A 13,264-nucleotide genomic window follows, 5' to 3' on the forward strand; every position below is an offset into this window, starting at 1 on the left:
CATTTACGAACAGATGGGCGAGCAGGTAAAATCGGTTAAAAAAGATCTGGCTGCAAACACCAACAAACAATGGGTAGTAGCCTACTGGCACCATCCACCGTATACCAAAGGTTCGCATGATTCTGATGATGAAGGCCTGCTGGGTAAAATACGCGAAAATTTCATCAAGGTTCTGGAAGATAACGGCGTCGATCTGATCTTATGCGGACATAGCCACGTATATGAGCGTTCAAAAATGATGAAAGGCTATTTTGGTAAAGAAGCGGATTTTGACGCGGCTAAATACAACGTAAGCAATTCTACCGGTTTATATGATGGTAGTAAAAATTCATCACCTTATATTAAAAATAAGAAGAATCCATTAGGTGTTGTTTATGTAGTGGCAGGCTCGGCCGGTGCACAGGGTGGGCATAAAGCAACCTGGCCGCACGATGCCATGTATTACTCCAACAATGAAATAGGAGGGGCGGTAATGCTGGAGGTTCAGGGTAATAAATTAGACCTGAAATGGATCTGCGCTGACGGACAGATCCGTGATCACTTTACCATGATGAAAGATCTGACCCCACAGGATGAAAAAACACTAAAGCAGGATAAAAAACTGGCTAAATAAAACAACATAAATACAATAATAAAGCGGCTGTTTGATATCAAACAGCCGCTTTATTATTTAAGGCATTTTCCAGGTATCAGCAGTTAAAACAGGGTTGATCTCTAATGAGGTAGTGGTCGAAGTGATCTTGGTTTTCCCGTCAGACGATTCTGTGGTTACCGGATAAGTAATGCCATTAGCTTGTGTGAAATTCTTATATGCCGAAATACTGGGTGCTGCATTAGTAGTGTAAGCATTTCCTTTAAGGGTATAATCCTTACCTATCAAATAAACTATTTTATTTTTATTGTGGTAAAAGGAAATGATATAATTATCGCCCGATGCTGTAACCGTGCCGGTAAGGAAATAATTGTTCAGCTTTTTATGCAAACCCATGATGCCTTGATATTGGCTTAATAACAACTCATCCTTTTCACCTTGAGATAATGTTGTTTTTCTTCCATTCAACCACTGCCAGCCTTCGTTCCCATCCAATTGTTTTATCAGTAATAGTTTACCGTTTTGCTTAATTTCGGCGCGTATCCTATTATTAACAATATCTGTTACCAGTGTAACCTGCATATTGCCGGTTATATTAGCTGTTTCTTTAACGGTGGTAATTTTATCAATATTCTCACCATTATATTGATCCCGGAGTTTGTTTAATACATCGGCCGTTGTAGGTGTACCTGCTGTGGTTGTTGTATTGGTATGAGCACCTGTATTATCGGCTGTGCTGTTCGCAGCTCCGGGCTTTTCTTTTTCCTCTTTCCTGAAATAAAACTCTCCGTTCAGTAAAATCAGGTCTTCTTCATTTGGAGGACTATAAAAGAAGCTTTGGTTTGAAACCGTTCCATTGCCAAATGTTAAGGTTATTTCCCCATCGCCCAATTTATAGGTTCCGCCTGTTTTATTGTTTTTTCCGAATTTACCGCCTACAGTACCACCGGCCGCGTCGCCTGTTACACCTACAACGCTTGATCGGTCTGTAGAAAAGTTTCCTTTCCCGTCAAAATACAGGTAGTCCGTACTAAAAGCTCCTACAGCCGGCATACCTGTACCCATTCCTCCGCTAACTGAAGCTGTTCTTTTTTCATAGGAGGCCGCGGGAAGGGTGGTTATTTTTTTTACCTTATGTAAGGTGTGTTTTATGCCCGCCGTACTTTCCAGGTTGCCGTTGGCAGCCAGTTTATATTTTTTACCCTCATCACCATTTTTGAATGCCAGTTGTACGGTGTTATTGGTAATGTTATATGAACCGCTAACTTTTGTCTTCCAATCAGGCTGGTTTAAGGCGTTATTGAAAGTACCATCGTTTCTGAAATAGATCACAATGTTGTTGATCTGCATGCCCTGAAAAGGGGTATTGTAAAGCTCGGCGCCCACATATACACCGCTAAGCCTGGGTGATTGGGCATGTACGGTAAATGTTGCCGCTGCGAGCAGGATGAGTAATAAGGTACGGATTTTTCTCATGGTGTCATTTTCGAAAAATCCGTGCCAAACGGCTTATTATCAAATTAACTTTTCATTAATTTTTAATATGCCAAAGTTCTTGCCGGGAAAGGGTATACTATCATTTATAAACGCCTATCTATTGATTGTCTGATAAGTATATAATCAATAGATAGGCGTGTTTTGCTACAGCAGGTGTATGGAAATTATGTCAGTGGCGTTATGTAACCTCTTAGTATTCGGTAGCGCCAATTTCAAAAATCTTACCGGTAGGGCGTAAAGTGCCGTAATAATCAGTATTTACTCCGTATGATAAAACGTTTGCTCCTTTATTAATAAGTGGTGATGATGATTGCAGGTGGAAATTATCTGTGCTATAGCTTACAAATTTGCAAGTATTTACATCTTTGTTTGTATAATTATTGGTTGAGGTTAGTTTAACGCTGGTGCTTTTTCTGATGATTGCCTGTGCCGTGTTTGCCTGTATAATAACGTTATTGATAACGGTATTCATCGGGATAGTTTCGGAGTTTAATTTTATGCCTCCCAAGGTAGACGCTACGATAGTATTATTGATAAATTGAAAATGCGGGCCCGGTGTGTATCTGGAATCGGCAAAAATCCCGTAGCTTTTTGAATTGAGGATGAAGTTGTTGTAAATCAGGTTGTCTCCAAGTCCCAAAACTATAATGCCATCTCCGGGAGCATTTTTGATCAGGTTGTTGTAGCATTTGCCTCCGGTACCTTCACCTATTTGTATGCCGTTGTTTTGTCCGGTAGCAAAAGGTTTTATCCCGGGAGTTTTAACTGTGTTGTTATAAACCTCGCATCCGGTAATGGCTGCACCAATCTGAATGCCTTCGCAACCGGTTGAGTCTGTAATGTTTCTGTATACCTTTAGGTTTGTCACATCATGAGGTAAAACCTTACCGCATGAAAGTGATACCCCGTCGGTATAAAAAGAGTTACCTATATAAAGTCCTTCACCTCCGGTTTGGTGCACGTAGTTGTTGTGGATGGTTAGATTTTTCATGGTAAAGTGACCACGCTGAGTAGCTACATCGCATGTAGGATCCGTTTTGGCCATAATGCCTGCAAAGCCACTATTACGAACTTCAACATTCGAAATCTCAAAATCTGAGCTCCGATCATCCATCGTCATACCAATGTTACCACCGTTGATATTAAACCCATAGGTAATACCAGCAGCACCATTTCCCAGTACCCTGAAATACTGACAGTTTTGTGTTTTAAAGCAATATCCCGCGGTAATAGATGTTGAAAAAGTCACTTTACCACCCTTATTGATAATGGTAATAGGTTTTCCGGAAATTCCCTTTAAATTTTTAAACAATATGGCACCCCTGGTTCCGGCAGGTATATATATTGTAGAGCCTGGAGGTACGGTAGTGCCGTCAACCATCCATTGACTGGGCATAATAGTATAAGAATTACCGGTAGTGGCATTTGTGGTCAGCCCCGAACTATCTGTATTCGGATCTGAAGTTGTTGAGCTTGGTGCCGGGTCGGTTTTAATGGTACTTTTAGTACACATTACAAATGATGATATAACCAGCATGCCGGCTATCAGGCGTATAAAGTAGTTTTTGTTTTTCATGTATAAATTAGGGGCAGATTGTAAAATGTATTTGATTTTCAGTACCAATGTATTTTGGCTTTGTAAAGCCAGTGATTATACGTTGGTTTTTTTATAATGTTGTTAAGGCAGTGTTAATAATACCAAATTGGTATGATTATGATAAAATATGGCCCGATATTACACATTATTTGCTATTTTTTGCAAGGAAACACCCGGAGAAAGATTTTGTTTTGAAAATTTTAGTAATTTGATAAATAAAAAACAGGGTGCGTTTCTCGAATGAGAACGCACCCTGTTTAAGGTTTTTAATAAAATTTTTAAGCCTTGTGTTTTAACTTAGTTTCCAATCAGGTCTTTCAAAGTGGCAGGTGTAGCCATAAGGGTTCTTTTGTAAATAATCCTGATGTTCTGCTTCTGCATCCCAAAAATCTGTGGCAGGTACTACCTCGGTAACTATTTTGCCAGGCCATACTCCGGAGGCTTCCATTTCTGCTATCAGTGCATTCGCGGTATCGCGTTGGCTATCACTTAAATAAAAAATAGCAGAGCGATAAGAGGTCCCGATATCATTACCTTGCCTGTTGCGTGTGGTAGGGTCATGTATCTGGAAGAAATATTCAAGCAGCTTGCGATAAGATAGCTGCTCCGGGTCAAATGTTATGGCTATGCCTTCTGCATGTGTTCCGTGATTGCGGTATGTAGCGTTGGGCACATCGCCCCCGGTGTAGCCTACTATTGTTGAAATAACTCCGGGGTAATGACGTATCAGTTCTTCTACTCCCCAGAAACAACCGCCGGCCAGAATGGCTTTTTCAGTATTCATGTTGCTTTATTTTTTAATTCATATAAATATACGATACAAGCGACTGAATGGCAAAAATAATAGACTGATGTGCCATAACGATGACAAATGAAAACTATCAATATCCATTATTTCCAAATTCATTAGAATTGATTATTGCATCCAGGAATGATTGCGGTATAGGGCGAACAACATGTTTCTTTTCATTAAAATTTAACGCTACCGATGGATTGGTTGACTGAAAATAAGCTTTAGTTAATTTGCCTGTACGTTTCAGATCAATCCAGCGGGTATGCTCGCCGGCTAATTCGCGTGCCCTTTCGGCCAAAATAAAATCGATAGTCACTTCGGCAGGGGTAACTATCATTTCACTTTCGCGGCTTGTTATAGCGGCACGTTTACGGATCACATTAACATACTGCGCCGCTTTAGCCTGATCATTATTACTAAGCAGGGCAGCTTCGGCAGCAATCAGGTAAACCTCGCCCAGACGTATGATCGGGAAATCGCCCATCCAGTATTGGTTGGTATAGACCCACATTTTGCTGGAAAACTTTTTAAACGCCGGGAATATATTGATCAGGCTCGGCTCATTCGGAAAAGATGCAGGCAGTTTATAATCATTAGTGGCCGGGTCAAACAGATCTGTAGGGTCGGCAACCAGCATAGGCATTTTCTTTTTTACATCTGTTGGTATATTCCAATTGGGCGTAAACACGGCTAAGCCGGCATCGTTGGTCATGTTTTTTTGTTCTTCAAGCGTAGTTCCGGCAGGTAAAAAATAGTCGGGCCCGCTGTAAAATGCTGTGGTATTCAAGATAGTTTTACCAACTATTGAAGCATCTTTTTGATAAGTTGTAGCCAACTGACTTGTTATTGGCTTATCAGCACTGGCGTAAAACTTATAAGTAAAGGTGTTGGCAAAGCGGGTATCTGGCGTGTTCTCTCTCGGATCAAAAATTTTGGTTAGTAAATAGCTGCTTGGCTTATATTGCTTAACATTTGAGCGGCCATAAAGTACACCTTTTTCCTGTGTGCCCCAATCGGCGCCACGGCCACCCAGATCAGGCTCATAGTACTGACGGGTACGCCCCCTGTTATAACCTTCAGGATTTAAACCGGAAATCGCATCAATAGCTTGGAAAAACAAAAATTCAGGATTGTTCTTGTTATTCTTTCCATCAAAAACCTTGGTAAAGCCCGATGTGGTGGCATCGCTCAAATAAAGCGAGCAACCGTATTTAGCCGGATTATTAATAAGTTCCTCGGCAGTTTCAAGCGCCAGCTTACCATACTGTTCTTTATCACCCAGACGGGTGCGTTGCAGGTAGGCCTTGGCCAGCATAGCATAGGCCGCTTTTTTAGTTACCCTGCCTCGTACACTTTGCGATAAGGGCAAATTATCACAGGCAAATTTAAGATCAGAAATGATCAGGTCATAAAACTCTTTTTCAGAACTGCGTTTGGCCGATACCGCGCTTTGCTCAACCGCCGATGATTGTGTGCGCAAAACAACGCCACCAAATTGCTCAACCAGGTTAAAGTTTGCCCAGGCACGCCAAAAATAAGCCTCGGCGACTTTAGTATCTATTTCGGTTTGACTGCCATAGCCCTTTACGGTTTTTGAAAAAGTTATGGCCGTATTGCACAGGTTAATAGCCGAATACCAGCCGCCCCATATGGTTTTAATAGACCCTGTAGATGTGTTAAGCGTATTATCATATACGCAAAAGCCACTATCGTTAGCGCCATAGTTTATCCACAGATCGGTGCCCATTTCTGAGGGGCCAATAAAATCAACCTTGCCATAGAAAAAAAACATGTCATTATAACAAGCGTTGATCAAGCCTTCAAAGCCGGGTTTGTTATTGTAAGCTACATCAAGTGTGGTAGCACCGGGGTTGTACTCGTCAAGCTTTTTGCATGATGAGGCCAAAACTGCCCCGGTTGTAAATGCTACTATTATATATTTTCTTAAATTTTTCATTGTCAAAAAAAGTTTACCTGTTTAAAAAGATGCATTAAGGCCAAATACAATTTGTTTGTATAGCGGGAAACTGTCGCTGCCGCCTGTTTCCGGATCAACATTTTTAAGCAGTTTGCTTTTAGCAAAAATCAAGGTGTTATAGGCCGTACCATAAACACGCAGTCTGCTCATGCCAATTTTGCCTGCTATATTTTTAGGCAGCGTATAACCCAGTGTTATATTTTTTATTTTGATGTACGAGCCATCAACCAGCGAAAGCGCCGAAGCATAGGTGGTATTAATAGTTGGGCCTAAATAAGGTTGCGGAAAATCATTGCTTGCGTGTGTTGGTGTCCAGTAATTATAAAAGGCCGGCGGGGCAACAGCATTATAATAGCCCAGTAATTGCGCGTTAATAGTTTGCCCGTAACGCATGGTGGCGAAGATTGACAGATCGAAAGCCTTGTAAACAAAGCTGTTTTGCAAGCCTATTGAAAAATTGGGTGTGCTGTGGCCTACAACCATACGGTCATCTGCCGAGTAGGGGTGAACCCCATTGTCTGATACGCCATTAACAACCTTGGGTACGGTTTGTAATTTGATGTCGCCTGGTTTTGCTCCGTATTTCGCGGCTTCGGTTTCCTCACCCAATTGCCAGATACCTGTTTTTTTGTAGCCGTAATAGATACTTTGCGGCAATTGCTGCCCTACAAACAGCAGGTTTGATATCAGTGCCGACGGCGCTAAGGAGTTACCCAGGTCAATTTTATCCAGCTTTTCTGTAGCATGGGTAAAGGTAAGGGAGGTATTCCATCTGAAGTTTTTTGAAATGATGTTGCGGCTGTTGATGGTTACCTCAATACCATTATTGCTTGTTTGGCCAATGTTTGAGGTAATGGTATACAAATTTTTGGCATCATAACCGCCCGATGATGATGGTATGTTGCGCGGATAAAGCACGCCTTTGGTTTTGGTATAAAATACCTCGGTGGTAACATCAAGCCTGCCTTTAAACATGGTCATATCTAAACCTAAGTTGGTACTGTATGATTTTTCCCAGGTCAGATCAGGGTTGCCTAAAGCTTGTTTTATTACATAGATAGGCAAAGCGGCACCGCTACCTAACGACATGTTAAATTCTGAAGTTCGCGAGGTAACCTCGGTGCTGCTTACATAAGCATTGATGTTTGCCGTACCAGCCACACCATAACCGGCACGCAGTTTAAGATTATCCAGCCAGCCTTTGGTTGATTGCATGAAATCTTCATCGCTGATGCGCCAGCCTATCTGTCCCGACGGGAATGCCGCCCATTTTTTTACCAGTTGCGATGCGCCATCCCAGCGGTTGGTTAGCTGTACCAGATATTTACCTTTGTAACTATAATTTACACGCCCGGCAAATGATAGCTTATTTAGCTGTTTGTAAGTTGTGCCTTTGCCGGTTAGCGTTGTAAGGGCGCCCATGTTATAATACAGGTAGTCATTAAAATCAAGGCCCTGACCTGCTAAAAATGAAGTTTCTTCGCGCTGGTCGTTGTATGATGTGATACCGGTAATACTGAAGTTATGATCTCTGTTGAGCGTGAAATTGTAATTGGCAATGTTTTCCCACAGGTAGCCATAACCAGAGTTATTGGTATAGCTTGCCTCTTTGGTATTACGTGCTTCTGAAGCCAGGTTGTACGATAGCTCGTTGGCAAAATAACCATTGCGGGATGATGCCAGGGTTACGCCCAGTTGCGACCGGATACTCAAATTAGTTATCGGATGAAACTCAATGTAAGGGTTAATAGCCGCGAATAAGCCTTTGGTATTATTTACCAATACGCCCGGCGCATAGTTGGCAATAGGGCTTACGGTTGATACCTTATCAAGCGGGTACACATTGATATTGCCATTAGCATCATAAACATCGCCCAGCGGATAGGTGCCAAAGGCTTTGTTAATGCGGCTATTGGTTTGGTTATTATTACGCAGGTTGATGGTGGTTTGTAAACCCGCTTTAAATAAGTCACTAAATTTTACATCAACACCGCCACGTACATTGTAAAACGCGGTATTATCGCCCTGGTAAATGCCTTTTTCACCGATGTAGCCTAATGACATGTAAGCTTGTACTGTTTCGTTGCCACCGCGCACAGCCACGTGATGGTTTTGTTGTACACCTCGCTTAAGGGTTTCATCAACCCAGTCAATCCATTTGTTTTGTTCAATAGCCGCAATGGCCGAAGCAGGAACGTTAGCATCGGCCAGCGATGACGGGAATTTGTTGTTGGTAGCAAAATACTTATCGCGGTTATATTGCACCCAGGCATCGCCAGATAGCGCTTTGGGATAAGAGGCAAAACCGTTCACGCCGTAATAACTATCCAGGTCGATCTGAACTTTACCTGATTTTGCCTTTTTAGTAGTGATGAGTATAACGCCGTTAGCACCTGCCGAACCATATATGGCGGTTGAAGAGGCATCTTTAAGTACATCTATAGACTCAATATCATTAGGGTTCAGGCTGGTGATATTGCCGATGATGCCGTCAATCACATACAGTGGGTTTTGTGTAGCGCCACCAACAACCACACCATTTTGTATAATCTGAATAGAGCGGTTACCCCGCAGTAATACATTTGGAGCCGCACCGGTACTGCCATCCGTACGCTGAATATCTAAACCGGCAACACGGCCCTGCATAGCTTCAAGCGGGTTGCTCACCGGGTTGGCAGCAATATCTTCACCTTTTACTGAGGATACAGCGCCTGTAAGATCCTTTTTTTTCTGGGTACCGTAACCAATTACCACTATTTCGTCAAGGCCGGATACGCCAAGCTCCATTTTTACCGAGATGGTGGTTTGGTTATTTACAGGAATTTCTTGTGTTTTATAGCCTACGAAGCTAAATACCAATATGCCGTTACCTTTAGGCAAAATGATTTTAAAATTACCCCTGGCATCGGTAAGCGCGGCCGAATTGCTGCCTTTTAGTTTTACAGTAACACCTGGCAGCGTTATCCCTTTTTCATCAACTACGGTACCGGTAATGGTTACATCGGCTTTTGTGGTAACAGGTTTAATATTGGCAATTTGCGCTACAATTATGGTTTTATCCTGTATGCTGTAGCTTAAATTTTGGGCGGTTAAAATGTTATCAAGTACCTCTTTAAGCGGTTTATCCTTTACATCAATATTTACCGGCGATAAGCGATCCAGCATATCGGCGTTATAAATAAAATTATAATCGGTTTGCTTATGCATGATGTTAAAAACATCTTCAAAAGTGGCCGATTTGATATGGATGGTAACGTTTTGAGCACGGGTTATGGCCGATGCCTGAAACACGCTTATTATGAGTAATGCGAAAATGAATTTCATAATAATCAGAATTTTTAAAAAATACAGAGCGGGTGGCCTGTATTGAAATACGGAGTTATCTGTGTACATTTGAATGTTAAGTGAATGTGTAACAAAAATTTATCTTGACATTGCTTATTAGCAACCGGGAGAGGGTGTTGGTAGCACCTTTTCCCTTGTTTAAGTTTATAGAGTGGGGTAATGTTATTTCATGACAATCACGCTCCTTCCCTCAATTTTAAAGTGAACCGTATTGGTTAGCTCCAGTTTACTAAGCACTTTTTGAATATCTGTAAAGCGCGATACTGTTCCGCCAAAACGCATCTGGCTTACGTCGTCCTGGTATACAATATCTACATCGTACCATCTTGATATTTTTTTCATGATGGTGCTTAATGGTTCATTATCAAACCGGAACAGACCGGTTTTCCAGGCAATAGCATTATCGGTATCAACGTTGTGGAGTTGTATACCCTTTAACCTGAGTACTGCCTGCTGCCCCGGAACTATAGTTTTTGAAATGCCCGAACTTGTAGCAGTTACCTTTATACTTCCCTGTATCAGTGTGGTTTTAGTAACCAATTCATCGTCATAGGCGTTTACATTAAAGTGAGTTCCTAAAACTTCGATACGCTGGTTGTTGCTGATCACGATGAATGGCATCTGCCGGTTATGGCTCACCTCAAAGTACGCTTCACCGGCTAATTCCACCTTACGTTCAGTTCCGGTAAACGCTACCGGGTATTTTAGTCTCGATGCTGAGTTTAGCCATACGCGGGTCCCATCGGGCAGATAAACCTGGTATATACCTCCGCGCGGTGTTTCCATCACATTAAATTCAATGTTGTTTTGCACGTGCGGTGTAGCCGCGCTTTTATATACCAATTGTCCATTGGTAGTTTTGGATACGTTTGTCCCGGCTTGCCGGGCCAGCGTGCCTGCCGATTGATCGTCGAGCGTTATTTTTTTACCATTAGCCAGCGTTAACACTGCTTTGTTACTACCATAAACAATGGGCCTGGGCTTTGCGGCAACCGTGCCTGCCTTATCTTTTAAGGCAGGATTGTATAATACTTTATAAGCGATGATGCTTAAGGAAAGCAGCATTACAACTGACGCGGCTATGCTGTAGACATTGAAAAAACTGGTTCTGGAAGAATCTTGTTGTAACCTGTCTTGAATATCATGATAGGCTGCTTTCTGATCATCCTCTGTCAGGTCATGGGTATTATCGGCATGATCAAAAAGATCATAGTACTCATCCAGAAAAGCCTTCTCGGCAGTCGAGGCGTTTCCGCTTGCAACTTTAGCAGCAATTTCCTGCAACTGTTTAATGTCTGGCTTTTTAGGGCTCATATTTAACTTTTAGAGAATTTAAAAACATATAAATAAGAGTATCCAAAAAAACGCGCGACTAAAGGTTAGCACGGCTTTTGAAATCTTTTATTTAGTATTCGTTATAATTGGTTACAGCGCCTTTTAAATAGAAAATAAGGCTTATAAATACATTGTCTGTATAAATTCAAAATCTCCTAAAAGAATTTTTATTTTTTTATAGGGGCGAAGAATCAGGAAATAATTTGCCTAACTGTACATTAAAATCAGGATCAGCAGCAAGTAATGGCTCAAATAAGCCTTAAGCCCGTTGAAGCTTGTAAGTAGCTGGTTTTGAACTGTTTTTTGCGATAGGTTTAACTGTTCACTAATATCCCTGGTTGATAGATCGTCCTGGTATTTGAGTTTGAATATCACTTTACGTTTTTCGGGCAAAGTATCCATCCATAATGCTATCAATCTTTGCAGGTCGCGCTCTTCAAACCAGCTTTCGGCGGTAAGCGGCGATAAAGCCATGCTCTCATAGGGTTCAATAAAATGTGCCGTATTGTTGCCTTTACCCAACCATGAATATATTTTGTACCGCACCGCGGTGTGTAAATAAGGTATCAGGTCTGTAATTTCTTTGGTTGAGCTTTTGTTCCACAGATCAGCAAAAACATCATGTATAATGTCTTTACAAACTTCTTTATCCTTTAAACGCTTGTATGCTGTTTTGTAAAGCTGGGCCCAGGTACGGTCATAAATTTCGCTAAAAGCAAGCCTGTCGCCTTGTTTTAAAAAAGACAATAATTGCTGGTCACTATAGTGCGAATAAAAAGGCATAAAATTGGTTAAACAATATTACCTTTTTATAAACCCCAACTTTATACTATTTAATCAAGTCATTATATGAAGTTAGCATAAGTAATTTTGATAAAGCGCTCAAAATCTGTGTTCTGATGCTGATCGGTTTGTTATGATGCTATTCGCCCAGGATAATTTTTAAGATATAATTGTTTGTACGCTGATGGGGTCATACCAGTAATTTTTTTAAAGTGCCTGTAAAAGTTAGATACATTATTAAACCCGCAATCATAACAGATAGCATTGGTTGAGTGGCGGTTTTCAATTAACTGACGGCAAGCCTGACTTATTCTGACCTGGATTAAAAACGCATTTGACCCATTAAAATAAAAACTCAAAAGATGAAGAAATATATATTTACCTTACTCATGGGCATATCTGTGCTTTTGGGTTCCTGCAAAAAAGAAGGACCGAACATTTTTAATATGTTCACTGGCGTTACTTTTACTTTTCATGACAATGAGATATTACAGATTATAAACTGGTTAATGATGGCGATGATGTGTGGATTGATTATACGGTTACGTCAGATCAGAATATGTACGGCATATCCTTACTGGAAGTGGGTACCAATACATCGGTGCGGAAAATAGTTTTAGATGAATCGCGGCGCCGTAGCTTCTCGGAAATAATTAAGCTGAAAGCTACTAACAGAGTTGGCAAAACCAGTTACCGCCTGTATCCTACAGATAAATTGGGCGTTTATATGGGCGATGGATATAAGGTTTTGACAATTGAGGTTAAAAATAACTTTGACCTCACAACCGAAAGGCCTGTTCAGTTTGCTGACTCAGCCGCAGTAGATGCCGTAACCGGAAGCTTAACCTATACTGTACGCCCGCAGGCAAAAAGCTTTTTCTCCTTCGATGAATCAAAGGCTTACAGCTATGAAGAAGCCGGTTCAAATTCCGGGAAAATAGATGTAGGCATTTATATGAAAAGAACGGCAGTGAAAAACTCTGGCGGCGTTATAACCGTTACCGATAATTATTTCGCTTATACACCTACCAGTATAAAACTGTCGACATTGCCATTTACCGGCTTCGACATTAGCACCTGGGAAAAAAGAAACACTCTTTTGGGTGTAACAACTCAAAACTTAACCAATTTTATTGCGCTTAAAACGGGTACACAAATTATAACGGCTGCAACAGCTGCAAAAACTACCCAAACCAGCGTTGAAATCAAATCAGGTATCATATTTTACTTCCTTTCGCAAGAAGGGCGATACGGTGCGGTTTACGTTGATAAGATAGGTTATGATAAGATAAACGGTTATTATGCCAACTTCCTGATCAAGTATGCCTATCCGCAATAAGGATA

At 41.3% G+C, this 13,264-nt stretch carries 10 protein-coding genes; 2 read left to right on the forward strand and 8 right to left on the reverse strand.

Features of this window, described 5'->3' with window-relative positions; translation table 11 throughout:
* The coding region (locus AAGC65_RS04180; protein ID WP_343111155.1) for a metallophosphoesterase at positions 1-613 on the forward strand (613 nt) is incomplete at its 5' end.
* A gap of 57 nt (positions 614-670) precedes the next feature.
* On the opposite strand, the gene AAGC65_RS04185 is transcribed toward AAGC65_RS04180, so the two are convergent.
* The 8 genes from AAGC65_RS04185 to AAGC65_RS04220 all read right to left on the reverse strand — a co-directional run bounded on the left by AAGC65_RS04185 (position 671) and on the right by AAGC65_RS04220 (position 12,279).
* On the reverse strand, positions 671-2,068 hold the full coding sequence (locus AAGC65_RS04185) for a hypothetical protein (RefSeq protein WP_343111156.1): 1,398 nt from the start codon (positions 2,066-2,068) through the stop codon (positions 671-673).
* 211 nt (positions 2,069-2,279) lie between these two features.
* Positions 2,280-3,665: a right-handed parallel beta-helix repeat-containing protein gene (locus tag AAGC65_RS04190; RefSeq protein ID WP_343111157.1), complete on the reverse strand. Its 1,386-nt coding sequence runs from the start codon at positions 3,663-3,665 to the stop codon at positions 2,280-2,282.
* A 313-nt stretch (positions 3,666-3,978) separates the two neighbouring features.
* A complete protein-coding gene (gene msrA, locus AAGC65_RS04195) occupies positions 3,979-4,470 on the reverse strand; it encodes a peptide-methionine (S)-S-oxide reductase MsrA (RefSeq protein WP_343111158.1) in 492 nt (163 codons plus the stop codon).
* A gap of 97 nt (positions 4,471-4,567) precedes the next feature.
* A complete protein-coding gene (locus AAGC65_RS04200) occupies positions 4,568-6,436 on the reverse strand; it encodes a RagB/SusD family nutrient uptake outer membrane protein (protein WP_343111159.1) in 1,869 nt (622 codons plus the stop codon).
* Positions 6,437-6,457: 21 nt separating this feature from the next.
* Positions 6,458-9,781 (reverse strand): TonB-dependent receptor, encoded by a 3,324-nt coding sequence (locus AAGC65_RS04205; RefSeq protein ID WP_343111160.1) that lies wholly within the window; start codon positions 9,779-9,781, stop codon positions 6,458-6,460.
* Between the two features lie 183 nt (positions 9,782-9,964).
* Complete coding sequence (locus AAGC65_RS04210; protein WP_343111161.1) at positions 9,965-11,116, reverse strand: FecR domain-containing protein; 1,152 nt, start codon at positions 11,114-11,116, stop codon at positions 9,965-9,967.
* 228 nt (positions 11,117-11,344) lie between these two features.
* On the reverse strand, positions 11,345-11,920 hold the full coding sequence (locus tag AAGC65_RS04215; protein WP_343111162.1) for a sigma-70 family RNA polymerase sigma factor: 576 nt from the start codon (positions 11,918-11,920) through the stop codon (positions 11,345-11,347).
* A 131-nt stretch (positions 11,921-12,051) separates the two neighbouring features.
* Entirely contained in the window at positions 12,052-12,279 is a 228-nt protein-coding gene (locus tag AAGC65_RS04220) for a helix-turn-helix domain-containing protein (protein ID WP_343111163.1), read from the reverse strand.
* A 164-nt stretch (positions 12,280-12,443) separates the two neighbouring features.
* Between AAGC65_RS04220 and AAGC65_RS04225 the strand changes: the two genes are divergently transcribed.
* Positions 12,444-13,259: a hypothetical protein gene (locus tag AAGC65_RS04225; protein ID WP_343111164.1), complete on the forward strand. Its 816-nt coding sequence runs from the start codon at positions 12,444-12,446 to the stop codon at positions 13,257-13,259.
* Positions 13,260-13,264: the final 5 nt, after the last annotated feature.

The sequence above is a fragment of the Mucilaginibacter sp. genome, from assembly GCF_039207105.1.
Classification (GTDB): Bacteria; Bacteroidota; Bacteroidia; order Sphingobacteriales; family Sphingobacteriaceae; genus Mucilaginibacter.

Bases quoted from the DNA above. Each gene is read 5' to 3' on its own strand.
- AAGC65_RS04210 (WP_343111161.1), bottom strand. From the start codon at position 11,116: ATGAGCCCTAAAAAGCCAGACATTAAACAGTTGCAGGAAATTGCTGCT.
- AAGC65_RS04190 (WP_343111157.1), bottom strand. From the start codon at position 3,665: ATGAAAAACAAAAACTACTTTATACGCCTGATAGCCGGCATGCTGGTT.
- AAGC65_RS04205 (WP_343111160.1), bottom strand. From the start codon at position 9,781: ATGAAATTCATTTTCGCATTACTCATAATAAGCGTGTTTCAGGCATCG.
- AAGC65_RS04185 (WP_343111156.1), bottom strand. From the start codon at position 2,068: ATGAGAAAAATCCGTACCTTATTACTCATCCTGCTCGCAGCGGCAACA.
- AAGC65_RS04215 (WP_343111162.1), bottom strand. From the start codon at position 11,920: ATGCCTTTTTATTCGCACTATAGTGACCAGCAATTATTGTCTTTTTTA.
- AAGC65_RS04200 (WP_343111159.1), bottom strand. From the start codon at position 6,436: ATGAAAAATTTAAGAAAATATATAATAGTAGCATTTACAACCGGGGCA.
- msrA (WP_343111158.1), bottom strand. From the start codon at position 4,470: ATGAATACTGAAAAAGCCATTCTGGCCGGCGGTTGTTTCTGGGGAGTA.